This is a genomic window from Niallia sp. 01092 (assembly GCF_052318935.1).
Taxonomy (GTDB): Bacteria; Bacillota; Bacilli; order Bacillales; family Cytobacillaceae; genus Niallia.
Window position 1 is genome coordinate 109651 of the sequence record NZ_JBQRKO010000004.1, and the last position, 16999, is coordinate 126649.

A 16999-nucleotide genomic window follows, 5' to 3' on the forward strand; every position below is an offset into this window, starting at 1 on the left:
AAGTATATCATGTAACATAAAGGACCTTTTATCCATCCATGTATTTTATTTTGGAGGTGCTAAAGGGTTCTTTCATTTATAAATATATGATTAAATTTCACTAATGTAGTGAAGATTTATTAACTCTAATGAAGGAGAATTAATTTTGAAGCAATAGCTTCTTATTTTTTTGCACTTTTTGTAAAAGGCTCTTTGCGTATAGAGTGTTGTTATTTACCCCGCAGCCTGAATACAAATACACTTCGCTTTCCGCGGACGAGTGCCGAGCCGCATCAATGCTATGCTCCTGTGGGGTCTCGTCTTTCTCGCTTTTCCCGCAGGAGTCTACGTGTATTCAGGCTGCTCAGTGCTTCAACCATGTTTATTGTTTTATTCAAAAACAACAAACTTTTAGAAAACAGCCTTGTAAAAAAATAGACTATTATGTGAATCTTGATTGATCACCTAATAGTCTATAATAATTTATTTTTTTATAGTATCATCAATAAGTTGAGATTGGTCTAGTAATTTAGGATCTACTTTAGTTCTTTTTCCATTAATATGGAGTTTGAGCGATGGTGCAGCAGTAGCCAAATGAGGGCTGTTTGGGTCATCAGTTGGTACTGAAAATCTTGCATATGAAATTACATTTAAGTTTGGTAAAACAAGCCATGAATAAGAATAGTTAATTGAGTCGTTAACTTTGGTAGTCAACACAAGCCCATTTCCATTTAAAGGTTCATATTCTCCGAAAAGAGATGTAGCTGTATATCCTAACATAAACTCACGGCCAGACAAATCCATTTTTGATTTAAATTCATTATTAAACAAGGTATCGTTAATTAAATCGCCATCTCTTCCAGTACCAATGAACATATTAGCTCCATGGGTTGTTGTAAAAAGATAATATCGTCCATTATTGTAAATAATATTTGCTCTTTCAATTTCATCGGTAATTAGATTAGAGGTTAATAATGGCTCCATGTATTTAACTTTTGTATATTCTTTATTTGTTAATTCTACAATCCCTAGAGCACCGTTTGTGTTTTTTTCCATGTTAGATAATTGTTTATAATCTTTTTCGTATAACTTTTGTTCACCATAATAATCTCTAAACACAAGTCCTTCTCTATCATCATTTCCATTTCCTGTATTACCTTCGAAAACCAAATAATTTTTCTTTGTCTTTGGATCTTGAAAGAAGTGAGGATCCCTAAACGTGAAATTTTGTGGTGCATTTGTTTCCGATGCTCTTTCATTTGCTTGTTCTTGAGTTTGATAATAATATCCGTCAGGGGACATGATTATTTCATTAAAAGTTGGAGGGGCAATAACTAATTTGTCTCCAGTATCTTTTATAGGCATAATAGCAGTAGCTATATCTTGTCCTCTATCCGAAACCGTATAGAATAAATGTAAATTACCTTTTTGGTCAATTATAGATGAACCAGACCATTCCCTACTGCCAGAACCAATTCCTTTAGTTGAATCAATAATTCTTTTATCTTCTGGAATAACATACCCACCAAACTTCCAAGTACTAAAGTCACTATCAGAATTAGTATAATAATAAGCAATTTTAGAAGCTCCAGTTCGGTCATTATACGGTGTTGTTAAACCAAATATGACTTTCCATTTAGATTTACCGATTGAAGCAACTTTTCCATCTTCAGTCATTAACGGCCAACTATCCCATACATGTAAAGCAACACCGTTATTATCCTTCGGGAAATTTTTTAAATCACTACCATTATGTGAAGGCACTATATTATCAGTATTATATTTATAGTTAGCAACATGATCTCTTGTTATATAACTTTGCAAGTTGTTCACATATAGAGGAACCGGTTTCTTACCAACGACTGTTATTTTGTTAATTTTTTGTCTTATCGTCTTTTCACTTATATATTTTAATTTATATAATTCTTTGCCATTTTTATACTTATTTTCATATGTAATTTCTTTTATTCCATTGGAACCTTTTTGTGTGTTCTCTTTATAGGTTGTTGGCATCTGTGAGTCATATTTAATAATTGATTTATATTTTATAGGCTGATTCTTAGTAACTTTTTCAACTTTATAGTCGCTTATATGTTTGCTTTCTATATAACCTTTCGTATTATTATAGACTACTTCTTTAAAACCTTTACTTGACTTATTAGATACTAGCTTTAAAGTAGTTTGTTTATTTAATTTCTTTATTGTTTTTGAATTTATTCTTGGATCACTTTTTAAGTTTGTATTTCGGGATGTATATACTGTTATTAAATTTTTCGTTGCAAAGTTTGCATTAGTATTAGAACGTTTTATTTCATTTGCTAGTATTAGAGTTTTAGGCGTTAGAAGAAATAAGCCCAAAACAAAAATTAGTGTTACTAAAAGTTTACTTGGTTTTGGCATTAAAACATCTCCTTAATAAAAAATTAATTAAAATAGTAGGTGGAAAAGGAATGATTCAGTTTAATACTTAAATAAGTATTATTTTATATTTTTAATAGAATTCTTAAGTGAGAGTAGTAGGGCTCTGAATAAGAAATGGAGGGCAATTGTTGTCCATTTTTAAATAACCTATTGATTTTAAGGAAAAGAGATAGGTGTGTGGCAGCCTAATTTTATTCTTCTACTAAAAATAATCATACTTATGGAAAAGATTACACGAAAAATATTATTAGTCAATCTTTTTTACTAATAAATTTCCGTTATTTTAATAAAAATAAAAAATATGGTAAAGGGAAAATATGTATCGAAACAACTACTTAAATCAATTTTCCCACTCACTATACCATATAAAATTAAGAAATAAGGTCATGTATATTGTAATAGGAATTTAGTGTTGGAAATTATAACAAAATATGATACTATATACAAGGATTTTACAAAAGTAAACAATTAAAGCTATTCTATACATTTCGACTAGTGTAATAAAGGGTTTTTTACTAGGATAATAGAATAATGAACGGAGGAAATTTTTTGAAAAAACAGTTATTAAAAGCTATTAAATATACAGTTATAGGAGGAATGCTGGCTAGTATATTATTTGCTTTTAATCTACCACAAGTAGCTGAAGCTAAAACTACTACTGTTAATGAAGAACCTAAAGTTTCATATTGGACTCGCCAACAAGCACAAAACTTTAAACTATCTAGTAAAAATACTTCTCCAGAGATAGACAAGTATTTTCCTTTAGCTGTTAACAACCTTTGGATTTGGGATACTTGGCCTCTTACAACTGAAGAAGGAAAAATTGCTAAAGTAAATGGTTATAAAGTTATTTTTGCCCTTACTGCACCTAGATCTATCGGGTGGAATGATCGTCACTTTGAGGCAGCTATTCGCTATTTTTATTCAAAGGATGGAGTATCTTGGAAAATGGGTGGATTAGCATATAAAAATGAAGATGCGCTAGGTCAAATGCAATGGGCTGGATCTTCGATTATTACGAAAGATAATAAGGTTCATCTATACTATACGGCTACTGGGCGATCAGGTGCAAAGAATGACCCTAGACCTGAGAATTATTACAATTTAGAGCAGAGGATTGTAGAAACAAGTTTTGATATAAAAGAAGATAAGAAGAAAAAGAGCTTAAAGTTATCTAATTGGTCGAAACATAAAGTTATATTACAGCCAGATGGAAAGTATTATCAAACGAAAGAACAATCCCTAGCATTAAATGCCCCAATTGTTTATTCTTTCCGCGATCCATCTTTCTTTAAAGATCCGAAAACAGGGAAGAAATACATTATCTTTGAAGGGAATACAGGAGGAGATAATCCAGTAGTTCAGAAACAGAATATTGGTAATTGGGAGTATCGAAAAAACAACCCTGTTCCAGAAGGTGCGGAAAAGTATAATGGAAATATAGGGATTGCGGAATTAAAGGGTAAAAGTTATACAGATTTAAAACTTTTACCACCATTGCTTGATGCAACTGGTGTTAATCAACAGCTAGAGCGACCTCATATTGTTGTGAAAAATAGTAAGTACTATTTATTTACAATAAGCCATGCATTTACATATGCACCTAGGTTACAAGGACCAGATGGTTTGTATGGGTTTGTGAGCTCGTCTTTACAAAAAAATTATAAACCATTGAATAAAAATGGTTTAGTAATTGCAAATCCTAAAGATAATGATGTTCAAACATATTCATGGCTGGTAATGGATAATTTGACCGTATTAAGTTTTATTAATGAAGTAAAAGATCATGAAAATAATGATAATACAATTTTAGGAGGTACTTTTGCTCCTACTTTGAATATTTCTTTAGATAAAGATACATCAAAAATTACTGGTGTCCTTCCTTACGGTGCTATTCGTTAAATAGAATTGTAAAGAGTGCACAATTACAAATAAAAGCTATAACCATTATTTTGATAGCTTATAAAGAAGAAAGGGCGTGCCAAAAGAATTGCTTGGCATGCCCTTTCTTACTATTAATCTATATTTTTAAGCTTTACATTTTGGAAGGAGGATGTGCCATTCCATACATTTAATCCTAATTTACCTTCAGTAAAGGAGTCGTCTTGTTCCGTTAGTAGCAATTCATTATTAATGGACAACTTTATTTGATTATCATGTGCTTCAATTTTCATATGGTAAATGGTTTCCGGATCTATTTTATACGGAACGGTAGCTAGAATGATAGCTTGTCCGCTTTCTCTTTTCCATAACTTTACTAATTGTCCATTTAAATCTAAATTGGCAATATACGCATTATCTGCATTGTCATCGGAGCGGAAAACTAATCCACCAGCTCCTTGGTTGCCGATTTTAATATTAGCCTCATAGTGAAAGTCTTTGCTCATTTGTTTACCGAGTGTAAAGGCATCCTCCATATCGCTTCCTTGTTTGCCAGCGTATGTATCGGCCCATAGACCATTAATATTATGCCAATCGGTAATATCTGAATGGAGCGGGCTTTTGCCCCAAATATCGTTAAGTGAATATACTTGCAGGGAATCAAGTGTAACTTCACCATCATTTGCAAATAACTCAATAGAATTGCTTGAAGGATCTGGAAATATTTGGTCTGTGATGGTAACTTGTCCGTCATTTGCAAATAATTCAACAGATGATCGATCAATAAAGATATGCATTTTAATATGACCGTTGGTAGTTGCTAGAGGTGCTTCATGTAATTTTGCAAATTGGTCATAAAATCCGGAGTCTCCAGAATTCGTGCGATCAACATAAATGGTTTTCTTGTTCTTGTCATAGCCTATCGTTGTAAATTGGCTATTTCCTTTTCTAACCTTGAATCCAAAAGTGCTCGCAGAAGTTGTGTTATCCACCTTAAAATCAGCTACTAATTCAAGCGTATCACTGCTAATATTAGAAAGTAAATTATTATTTTCGCTAATTGTTTGCTGTTTATAAGATTTGCTGTTATGACGTAAATTTTCTAATTGGCTAACTGGAGTTTGGATTAATTTAATTTCACCGTTATCTACCGTTTTTAGTTCTAGCTTTCTTGGAATGGTATTTGCACTGCGCCAAGTAGAAGTTGGCGTGTTGTTTGCATATTTCCAATTACTCATCCAGGCAATCATTGTACGGTATTCATCATTATTCGGCGCATTCTCCCAAGTTACCCCTGCATAAAAATCTGGACCGTAGTCAAGCCAATAAGCATCTGGAGTATCTGGTGTAAATTTTTTTCCATCAAATGATCCAATATAGTATTCCATACCAGATCCTCCTGCAATTGCCCCATCACCTAGACTCGTTGCTAATACCCATTTTTGATTGTTTTTATTACCATCTACAGGCAATGGGAATATTTCAGGACATTCGAATAATGTTTGATCTGTTGCATTTTGAGGCTTAAACTCACTAGCAAACTCCCAATCTTTAAGGTTGGGTGAGGTATAGAACATAATCTGGTCTTTTGCAGCCAAAGGCATAATCCATGAATTGGTTTCTTCATGCCAGAATACTTTTGGATCACGCCAGTCCGGTTTAGGAAAATCTTTCATAATAGGATTACCTTCATACTTTGTCCAGGTGTTTCCTTCATCTATACTATAGGCGATGCTTTGGTTTTGTTGACCATTGTTATTTTGTGTATAGATTGCTACTAGTGGTGGATTATTTTCAACTCCAAAACCACTAGTATTATCATAATCAACCACAATGCTGCCTGAAAAAATTTGACCGTTGCTATCAGGTGCTAAAGCAACCGGAAGATGCTCCCAGTGAACTAAATCTTTGCTTGTAGCATGCCCCCAGTGCATAGGCCCCCATTGAGTACCATAAGGATAATATTGATAGAACAAATGATATTTTCCTTTATAATAAACCATTCCATTTGGATCGTTCATCCAATTAGCTTCAGGTGAATAATGAAATTGTGGTCGAAATGGTTCGTCGTAATATCCATCAGAATTCATGGTGGTAGCAGGTGATGATGTTTTGTTATTTGCGTGGTGTTCATTGGATGCTGGCTTTTCTTTTATGTAAAAATAAAGAGTGAAAAACCCTGCAATAAAAATACAAAAAGTAATTATAGTGGTAAGTAGTTTTCTTTTTTTTGTCATCTTTTCTCCTTATAATTGTATTTAAAGAATCAGGATGATAGGAATGATACATTATTCCTATCATCCTGATTCTTAAAACCTCATTTTATCATAATCCAGTGTGTGATAAAATGAAAAGACTTTTGGTGTTTTTTATTCATAAATACAAAGTAACTATTATAATACTATGTTAATGTTTTTTGTATGAAATTCCAATATATTTATATTAGAAGAAGGTGTATAAAGTCAATAATCTAATAGAATTATTTTTAAGCATAAATAATAGAGTGAAGGAAAAGATAAAAGCTGACTCCACAAAGTTATTCACCTGGGTTAATCTCATTTTTTATGCAATTAAGAGAGGCTGTCCGAACAGAGCAAATCCGATAAATTCAAAATTTAAGAATGTTGGTATATCAACATTCTCGAATATGAAAAGGGGCTTCCAAAAGTCGAAAAATCGACTTATTGAACAGCCCCTTGAAATAATTATCACTTGCATTTGATTAATAGATTTATTTAACAACAGTCACCGTTTTGGCAACACTTGTTTTGTTTTTTGAATCTGCTGCTGAAACATAAATTTTTGTTCCAGTTTTTTGCTTAGGAATCTTCACTTTGAATTTCCCTTTCGAATCGACAGTACCTTTATATGACTTTTTACCAATTTTAATGGTAATTTTGGCTTTTTTCTCAGCTGCTCCACTTACACTTGTTGATGTGTTTTTTACTTTATTAACACTTGGCATATTAGGAGCTGTACGTTTTACAGTTGTTGTTTTAGTAAGACTTTTAATGTTTGCTTTATCTTTAGCGTATACAGAGATTTTTTTACCAGCGTTTTGTACAGGTATTTTAACACTAAATGAACCATCTTTTGGATTCGCTTTAGCAGTATAATTCTTACCTGAGATAGAAACAGTTACTGTAGCACCTTTGACTGTTTTTCCTGTTAGAGATGTTTCTTTATTTGTTACGCTGTTTATTTTCACTGGAACTGCTTCTGTAACTTTTACCTCAATGCTGTCAGATTGATTGCCAACTGTATCCGTTGCATTTACATAAATAAAACTACCTAATTTTTGAACAGGAATGTCAACACTGAACTTACCATCGTGCCCAGCAGTTACACTAAAAAAGTCATCTGCAGTTACGAGATAAACCTGTGCCCCAGGTTCTGTTTTACCTTTTATTACTTTTGAATGATCTGTTACTGCGTCTACCTTTGGCATTTCTGGAGGTGTCACATCTTGTACCGTAACTGATATAACATCACTTCTTAATCCACTATCAATATCTAGAGACGAGATATTGAGTTTTGTATCTGCTTTAAAAAGAGGTAATGTTACGATATAAGAACCATCATCTTTTGATCTTCCTATCCATTGATTGTCATCACTGCTTACTATCACAAACGTATTAGGAGTTGTTGTTCCTTGCATTATTGTCGTTTGATCCGTTATTGTATTGAAATTCAATGTAGTAGGAAAAATGTAGCTTATTGTTGGATAACTCGTATTGTTAGCTGAATCTGTTGCTGTAACGATAATTTTTGTACCTGGTTTAAGCTTTGGAATAGCTACTGAAAATTCACCTGTATTTTTTGCTGTATCTGTACCTAATTGTTCGTTTTGGTCATTTTTTATAACGATAGTAGAACCAGCCTCAGTCTGTCCTGTAACTTCAGTTGACTTATTAGTCGTTTTATTGACTTGTGGTGGCGCAGGTGCTGTCACATCCTTATCAGTAGTTAATGGTTCTGCGAATGCTTGATTTGCACCATTAAATAAACTTATAGCAATAAGTGAACATATTGCAATTGATAATAACTTCTTCAAAACATTTGTTCCTCCCTGGTATTCATTACCATTAAAATAACCTTTCAAATAGAACTCTAAATAAACTCTATTATCATTTTAATGATATATTTATAATTTTTTAGAAAATTGCTAATGTTTTGTTAGTGAATAATAGAAAGTTAGCTTTGGAAATGTTTTTTTTAGCGAAAATAGGAATTATTTTCAATCCTTCTATTTATGATAACGAATAGAAAGTCGACTAATCAACCGTATTTTTTTAAGGTTTTATATAAAAAAAATACGGTAGACATATTTTGCCCAAACTTTTAAAATGTTAAATATATGCAAATTTATAAGTGAACTTCACTATTTTGACATAAATGCGTAATGATTATTTATGTTTTTATTCTATTAATCTACGTATTCTTTTGGAAAATGCGATCATTAGAAAGCGCTTACATTATAAAGGAGGTGAAACATCCGAATATTTACCATTGTTCAAATGGAATAAATTAGTTTTCAAAACTTGATTGAGGTGTAATATGTCTATATATAAGCAAAGATTTAAAGTTATTAGTATTTTAGCAATTGCTTTTGTCATGTTTTTTTCAACAGCTATTTCTTCTGCATTTGCTGCAACTCAACCTGAGGCCGATACGCCTTTAAATAAAAACCAATTGCAAAAACTATCCGTTAATAAAGTAATAAAAACAGCTGACGGTGCTAAATTTGATTTAGGTGAATATACAGGATATATCCATTTGTTATCTAAAGATATGATCAAAGTATCTATTCTTCCAAATGGTCAACAAGAGAAGAATTCGCCAGCCATTGCTCAAACAAAATGGTCAGCGCCTTCGTTTATCACAAAAGAAGTGAACGACCAATATATTTTAAAAACTAGTGAAATTAGTGTAGTTGTCAACAAAAAATTGTTTGGGATTAAAGTCCTTGATAAAAAAGGTCGTGTCATTAATGAAGATTATATGAAAAACGGTGTATCTTCTGGCTATGAAGACGGAAAACCATATGTATTCAAAAAAACATCCAGCAGTGAAAATTTTTATGGTTTCGGAGAACAAGCTGGACTGCAGTTAAACAAACGCGGTAAAAGTCTAGGTATGTGGAATACCGATGCCTATGGTTATGATAGCAATACAAAGTATGTTTATACCGCAGTTCCGTTCTTTATTGGATTAAATAACGGAAAGGCATATGGTATCTTATTTGATAATACTTATCGTTCCTATTACGAAATGGCAAGTGAATCGGATAATTATTACTACTTTTATGCTAATGGTGGGCCATTATCGTACTATTTCATGTATGGACCGGATATTCAACATGTTCTTGATCAATATACCCAATTGACTGGGAAAATTGATTTGCCGCCTGAATGGACATTAGGGCTTCACCAAAGCAGCTGGGGTTATAAAGCAACAGAAGAAGATAGTACAGACCATTCTATTACAAGTGTTGCACGTACGTATCGAGAGAAACAAATTCCACTTGATACATTGCATTTTGATATTGATTATATGGATGGGTACAGAGTATTTACTTTCAACGATAAATTTAAGCAAGCACTACAAACATTAAAAGGAATGGGTGGATTCCACTCTGTCGTAATTAATGATCCTGGCGTTAAACAAGATGATAATTATTCCGTTTACAAAGAAGGAACCGCTAAGGACTACTGGTTTAAACAAGCGGACGGTAATATCTTTCATGGTCCTGTTTGGGCAGGAAATTCTGCTTTCCCTAATTTTTTAAAGAAAGATGTACGTAACTGGTGGGCAGAAAGTACTGGATCTACACTTCTTAATGCTGGCTTCGATGGCATTTGGAATGATATGAATGAACCGGCAGTATTTATTGATGGTCCTGGATATAATCATACCTTGCCGCTAGATGCATACGGAGAAGATGACAATAATAATAAAGTTACACATGAAGAATTTCATAATATCTTTGGTCACTTAGAAAATGAGGCGACCTATGATGCTTGGAAAAAGATTAACTCAAATGAAAGACCTTTTATTTTAACACGGGACATGTTTGCTGGGACGCAGCGTTATGCAGCAGTTTGGACAGGGGATAGTCTAAGCACTTGGGAACATCTGCAAATGTCTCTTCCATTAAATATGAATCTTGGTTTATCCGGTGCACCATTTGTTGGAAATGATATTGGTGGATTTGGTGGTCAAGCGACACCAGAACTATTTGCCCGTTGGATTCAAGTAGGGGCATTCTTGCCTTACGCACGTATTCATTATGATGGGTGGAGTGATTCACAATATCATCAAGAGCCTTGGTCATTTGGCCCAGAAGTAGAAGCAATCAGTAAAAAGTATATTGAAATGCGCTATCAACTTCTTCCTTATATATATAACGCATTTAACGATGCAGCTAAAACAGGAAAACCTGTACAGCAGCCACTTGTTTATCAATATCAAAAAGATGCAAAAACATATAATATCAGTGATCAATATATGTTCGGAGATTCATTGATGCTTGCTCCAATCGTTAATCCAGGACAAACAACGCGTGAAGTTTATTTACCTGAAGGAAATACATGGGTGAATTATTGGGATAAAAAGGAATACAAAGGTGGACAAACGATTACGGTCGATGCACCATTAGACTATTTGCCGCTATTCGTGAAAAAGAATTCAATTATTCCTACTCGTGATGTCCAACAACATACTGGAGAAAAGCCATTAACGAACTTAGTGCTTGATACGTATCTTGATAATCAAGCAAGCTATAGTTTTTATGAAGATGATGGACATTCACTAAATCACAAAAAAGGCCAATATAACTTAACAAACTTTAATTTGAAGCGTAATGGCAAGAAAATTGAATTTACTAAGAGCAGCGCAGTTTCAAAATACAAATCAACAATCAAAGCGTATACTTTAAAAATAAATAATGTAAAAGAACCATCTGAAGTAGTTGAATCTACTCGTCAATATGCAAGAGTCAACACAATGGATGATATGAACAAAACGAATCGTTCGTACTATTTTGATAGCAGCAGTCAAACTTTATATGTTCATTTTCCAACTTCTGCTTCAAAAGTAACGATTAACGATGCTAACCCATTAACAGCAAACGGTGTCCATAATAAATCAACATCAATATCAGGAAAAACTGAAGGTGGTTCTACTGTTACAGCAACTATTTCAGGTAAAAGCTATAAAACGAAAGCAAGTTCAGATGGTTCTTTTAAAATCAACATTCCTGTTCAAAATACAGGTAAAAAAATCTCTGTATACAGCCAAGATAAAAACGGAATCAAGAGTCTTACACAAACAATCACTGTAGCACGTTACGCTCCAAATATGCCAAGTGTTAGTAAAGTGAAAAAAACAAGCACTAGTGTAACTGGTTCAGCAGAGAAAAAAGCGAAAATTACCATTAAAATCGGCAAAAAATCATATAAAGGTACTGTAGATTCTAAAGGAAAATTCAAAGTGAAAATTCCTAAGCAAAAAACTGGAACGAAAATTTATGTATTTGCAACAGATTCAGAAAATAAAACAAGTGTAACAAAAGTAGTGACAGTATCTAATTAATTAAATAATTTCCTTTCTATACCCCTAAAAAAGATGCTTAAGATCTTTCTTTGGGGTTTCTTTTTATTAGATAAGAAAGTATAAAAATTTCAACTTAGATGAGTGTCTAGCTCCGACGCCTGCGCTTTTCTTATTAGGAGCTGATATTTTCGGAATATTCTTCCTGCGTTAAAATAATTACTCTTGAGGTGGAAAAATGTCTATTTTTAGGCTAAAAGGTATTAGTATTTTTTTTGTTACTATAGTCATTCTATTTTCAACTACATTTCAAACTGTTTTAGCAGTTGAACCTGATCCAGATACGTTATTAGATACTAACAACCTACAAAAACTTTCTGTTCAAAGTAAAAATAAAACAAATGATAGTGTTTCATTTGATTTAGGTGATTATAACGGTAACATACATCTTTTATCCAAGGATATGGTAAAAATCTCAATACTTCCTAAAGATAAAACAGAACAGGATTCTCCTGCTATACAAAAGAAAAACTGGGAAACACCATCGTTTACTACAAAACAAATGAATAATCAATATTTGATTAAGACTAGTGAGCTTAATATCATTGTTAAAGAAAAGCCATTTGGAATTAAAATTCTAGATAAAAAAGGGCATGTTATTAATGAAGATTATATGAAAAATGGTACATCATCTGGTTATGAAAATAGTAAACCATATGTTTTCAAAAAAACGGACAGCAATGAAAATTTTTACGGATTTGGTGAACAATCCGGTTTAACGCTTAATAAGCGTGGAAAAAACATGGGTATGTGGAACACAGATGCATACGCATATGGACCAGAGGCAAAATATCTTTATGCCTCCATTCCATTCTTTATCGGTTTAAAAAACGGAAAAGCTTATGGGCTTTTGTTTGATAATACATACCGATCTTACTACAATATGGCAAGTGATTCGGATAATTATTACTATTTTTATGCCAACGGTGGACCACTAACATATTATTTTATGTACGGACCTGAGATTTCTCATGTACTTGAGCAATACACTGACTTAACTGGAAAGATGGATCTTCCACCTGAATGGTCTCTAGGATTAAATCAAAGCAAATTTGGATACTCACCAACTGAGATCATTGATATAGCTAAAACCTATCGCGAAAAGCAAATACCACTTGATACGATGCACTTTGATATTGACTATATGAACGGTTACCGTATATTTACATGGAATGAACAATATAAACAAGCCTTACAACAATTAAAAGCATTAGGTGGTTTTCATGCGGTTTTAATTAATGATCCTGGTGTTAAACAAGATGAAAACTATTTGATTTATCAAGAAGGAACAGCAAAAGGATATTGGGTGAAAAATGCTGATGGAAGTGATTTTATTGGCCCTGTTTGGCCTGGTGATTCGGCTTTTCCTAACTTTTTAAAAAGTGACGTGAGAAACTGGTGGGCAACCAGTTTAGGACCTATTCTTAATGATGGTGCTGATGGGATATGGAATGATATGAATGAACCTTCGCTGTTAGGTGCTGCAGAAACTTATTTTACGCTTCCATTAGATGCTTATGGGAAAGACGATAACGATAATACTGTTCTTTCTAAAGAGTTCCATAATATTTATGGCCATTTGGAAAATGAAGCAACGTACAATGCTTGGAGAATAAACAATTCGAATGAATCGTTGTAAATCCGCATTTTCCTGACGCTACCCCATTTACAATAAATTCGTTTAAAAACAAATAAAGTAGTTGTTAAATTTTGGTGTTAAAAGTACAATTAACACCGTTTGAGAAATAAAAAATGAAGAGCCCTATTTCTAATTGAAATAAGGCTTAACTATCCTTTATCTTAAACTAAGTACTGACGGGACATAGAATCCACACAAGTTGGAATCAGATAGCATTTTATATTTTTTCAACATTGTGTACAGTACGTTCACTTTGTACGTTTCCTGTATTAATCAACTCATAAGGTTCAATCAGAGCAACATAAGCTTCTTCTTCAACTACCGGCATATGTTCTACACCCTTAGGGATAACAACTAATTCGCCCTCATTCAAATGTATATCATCTTGATCCTTTACTTTTATTTTCATTTGTCCTTTAATAACCAAGAATAATTCATCAGATTTATCATGGTGATGCCATATGAAATCACCTTTCAATTTTACTATTTTAAACGCTGAATCATTTACATTTGCAATACTTTTGGGCTGATAATACTCATGAATCAATTCAAACTTAGACATAAGATTTACTTTTTCAATCACTGTTATCCCTCCCAAACTAGTAACGTTCTAAATTATCATTATAAGCATTGTGAATAAAAAAAGCAAAAGTAACCAACCTAGGAAATAATTGTTCTTACTTTATCAGCCTATCAGCTAATTACTGAAAATTTTGAGTTGATGCCATATTCTATGTTGTTCTTGGGGGCACTTATGTTGGTGACAGGATTAGCCGAACTTTAAAAAGACAAAAAAGGATTTTGGGGGTATATTGTTATCTCTTTATTTACTTTCTTTGTTTCCATTGTGGATTTGAAATAAAGTCGTACCGTTTAAAATAAAGTTATACCGTTTTAATAAAGTTGCACCGTTTTGCTCGATCATGAAACTAAGAAACCGGGTAGTAAGGTTAAACTATTAGTTGTTTCTCTTTTCGACACGTACCCGAATCCCATTTTTTGGTCGTAGCGTGATCGAAGGTTCTGGAACCACATCATGTTGATGATCGAGTTCCATATGAATCATTTGCATAATCGAAGCGAGCAATAAAGTGGCCTCCATGATCGCGAAATTATTTCCAATACAGACACGTGGCCCTGCGCCAAACGGAAAATAGACATAGGAAGGTAAGCTTTTTTCAAATTCACGGAACCAACGTTCGGGAACAAAAGAATCGGGTTTTGAAAAATAATCCGGGTGCCGATGCATCACCCACTGACTAACGGCAACTTCACATCCTGCTGGTAAACAATATTCATCGATCCATATATCCTCAAGTGGTTCACGAGAAATAAACCAAACGGGCGGATAGAGACGCATCGATTCATTGATGATTGCTTGCGTATAGGGGAGATGTGGAATATCGGATAAAGAAGGAAGTCTTCCTTGTAGCACATTTTTTAACTCTGTAACTAACTTTTCTTCCGCATCTGCATGTTGAGCAAGTAGATAGATAGTCCACGATAAAACATTAGCCGTTGTTTCATGACCAGCAAGAAATAACGTCATCACTTCATCCCTTAATTGTGTAGAAGTCATCCCTTTTCCATCATCATCTTGTGCTGCAATCAGCATAGAAAGAAGATCACCCCGATCCCGATTCTCTTTTTTTCGGTGCTCAATGATCTCATAGATTACCTGATCCAATTGGCGAATACCTTCCTTCAGTCGTTTATTTCCAGGAGTAGGCAGAGAAAAAGGGAGCATTTCAAGCAACATACGAGTAATGCTTGTATACTGATTAACATATTCGTGAAAAACTTGATCAAGCGCTTTACCAACTTGATTTGACCCCTGATGCTCGGCTTCTTGCAGATCTATATCAAAAAGTGTTTTAGCAACAATTTCCATGGTACATTGCATCATCTCTTTATGAAGATCAAGCATTTGGCCATTTTCCCAGTTACGAAGCATTCGGCTAGCATAGTGAGTCATAGTGTCCGCATATTTCTCAATACGATGTTTATGAAACGCTGGCTGCGATAATCTCCGTTGTCTGAGCCAGAAATCTCCTTCGCTCGTGACCAGACCATTGCCTAGCACCATACTAAGAATCCGATCCCGGTGATACCCTTTTGCAAATAACTTCTGTGAATTTTTAAGGACATACTGAATATCCTGTGGACGACTTAACAGATACGTATCGCGGTCTTTTTCCAACCGTACGCGAACAACCGGACCATACTTTTCTACACAAGTTTTAAAAAATTCATGCGGCTTTGAACCTACTTCCAGCAGATTACCGATAAAAGGGATCTCTTTAGGTCCAGGGACTGTTTTCCCCATTTTTCTCATCTCCATTTGTCTATACCTCCAGTATTTTTTCATCCAATGTGACCATGTCTCTTAAATCAGTAAATAAATCAGTAGGTTGGAACAGCTCTTCCATATGAAATACACCAGGTGGATGTTGCCCTGCATAGATATTTTTCGCCACATAGACCGCAACTTTTCCTGTTGCAACAAACTCATTTTCTCCGTGAATCGAACCTTGATAGCGTACATTCTGACCGTTCAACTGCCCTGTAACATCTACCTTTGCTACATATACTTGTGATCCCCATTGCGATTTTTCAAAGAGATCCACTACCTTTTCTCGGATCAAGGGCTGCTCTAGCCACCGTACAATCCCTGTACGTTTTAAACTCACTATTAAACTTGTCATCATCGCTGAATCAAAACATAGACGAGTGGAAACAGAGGGAATACCCAACGTCTGAGGTAAAACGTGTTGGTCAGAAAAGTTGAACCGATAAGCTGTTTTTTGTCCTAATCTCGCTGGAAAATTCATCTTCTTTCCATCAGAGAAACTGGTCACTTGTTTTCTGCTTCCTTGGTGGATGACAGAATAATCAGCACTCAGATTATCCACTGTCCATTCAATCGCTGCACGTCCATGTACCTCCCCTAAACCTAACAAAATATAAATATCTGCAGAATCGACCTGATCCAATTGATTCTTTCCTTGTTTCACTAGCATGTTGGTTATTCCAGGTGCCAACCCGACACTTAGGACAACTGTCGATTCCGTAGGACGAATCTCTTGAATTTTTGACATCACAGAATAATCAGCCGTAATATCAATATAATCAACCTGATGCTTAACACACGCTTGAACAAAGTTGGTATTTTGTAAGTCCAAGCACATGACAACCATGGAAACATCACGGAAAAAATCGCCAGCTATCGGTTCATTCACGTCAAGTTGTAGAGGTAAAACTTTCCTCCCTGTATGAATCGAGAACTGTTCTGCCTTCTGGAAGTTACGTCCAGCAGCGTACACCTTATATGGATAAATCTTTCCTAATTCATCGCAGATCACTTTGCCAACCTGACCATACCCACCGACCACAATGATTTTTTCTCTCAATCAAATCCCACCTAACTTCTATTAGTACCTATCTTTACATCGCTAATTTATTTAGAAA

General features: G+C 34.1%; 9 protein-coding genes. 3 read left to right on the forward strand and 6 right to left on the reverse strand.

What is annotated here, in order from left to right:
* Positions 1–462 precede the first annotated feature (462 nt).
* Positions 463–2379 (reverse strand): glycoside hydrolase family 68 protein, encoded by a 1917-nt coding sequence (locus ACTXGU_RS05705; RefSeq protein ID WP_443480533.1) that lies wholly within the window; start codon positions 2377–2379, stop codon positions 463–465.
* A gap of 570 nt (positions 2380–2949) precedes the next feature.
* On the opposite strand from ACTXGU_RS05705, the gene ACTXGU_RS05710 reads away from it, so the two are divergent.
* Positions 2950–4302, forward strand: a complete 1353-nt coding sequence (locus tag ACTXGU_RS05710) for a glycoside hydrolase family 68 protein (protein WP_443480534.1) — start codon at positions 2950–2952, stop codon at positions 4300–4302.
* A gap of 113 nt (positions 4303–4415) precedes the next feature.
* Here the strand turns inward: ACTXGU_RS05710 and ACTXGU_RS05715 are convergent, their stop codons facing one another.
* Entirely contained in the window at positions 4416–6518 is a 2103-nt protein-coding gene (locus ACTXGU_RS05715) for a GH32 C-terminal domain-containing protein (RefSeq protein WP_443480535.1), read from the reverse strand.
* 494 nt (positions 6519–7012) lie between these two features.
* Positions 7013–8335, reverse strand: a complete 1323-nt coding sequence (locus ACTXGU_RS05720; protein ID WP_443480536.1) for an Ig-like domain-containing protein — start codon at positions 8333–8335, stop codon at positions 7013–7015.
* A gap of 503 nt (positions 8336–8838) precedes the next feature.
* On the opposite strand from ACTXGU_RS05720, the gene ACTXGU_RS05725 reads away from it, so the two are divergent.
* Positions 8839–11874: a TIM-barrel domain-containing protein gene (locus ACTXGU_RS05725; RefSeq protein ID WP_443480537.1), complete on the forward strand. Its 3036-nt coding sequence runs from the start codon at positions 8839–8841 to the stop codon at positions 11872–11874.
* A gap of 196 nt (positions 11875–12070) precedes the next feature.
* Positions 12071–13531 carry a glycoside hydrolase family 31 protein gene (locus ACTXGU_RS05730; RefSeq protein WP_443480538.1) on the forward strand — a complete coding sequence of 487 codons (1461 nt, stop codon included), beginning with the start codon at positions 12071–12073 and terminating at the stop codon, positions 13529–13531.
* Positions 13532–13748: 217 nt separating this feature from the next.
* On the opposite strand, the gene ACTXGU_RS05735 is transcribed toward ACTXGU_RS05730, so the two are convergent.
* The 3 genes from ACTXGU_RS05735 to ACTXGU_RS05745 all read right to left on the reverse strand — a co-directional run bounded on the left by ACTXGU_RS05735 (position 13749) and on the right by ACTXGU_RS05745 (position 16923).
* The gene (locus ACTXGU_RS05735) at positions 13749–14114 is read right to left on the reverse strand and encodes a cupin domain-containing protein (protein WP_249598936.1); all 366 of its coding nucleotides are present in this window, start codon (positions 14112–14114) and stop codon (positions 13749–13751) included.
* Between the two features lie 375 nt (positions 14115–14489).
* A complete protein-coding gene (locus ACTXGU_RS05740; protein ID WP_252204368.1) occupies positions 14490–15872 on the reverse strand; it encodes a cytochrome P450 in 1383 nt (460 codons plus the stop codon).
* 4 nt (positions 15873–15876) lie between these two features.
* Positions 15877–16923, reverse strand: a complete 1047-nt coding sequence (locus ACTXGU_RS05745) for a saccharopine dehydrogenase family protein (RefSeq protein ID WP_443480539.1) — start codon at positions 16921–16923, stop codon at positions 15877–15879.
* Between the last annotated feature and the right edge of the window lie 76 nt (positions 16924–16999).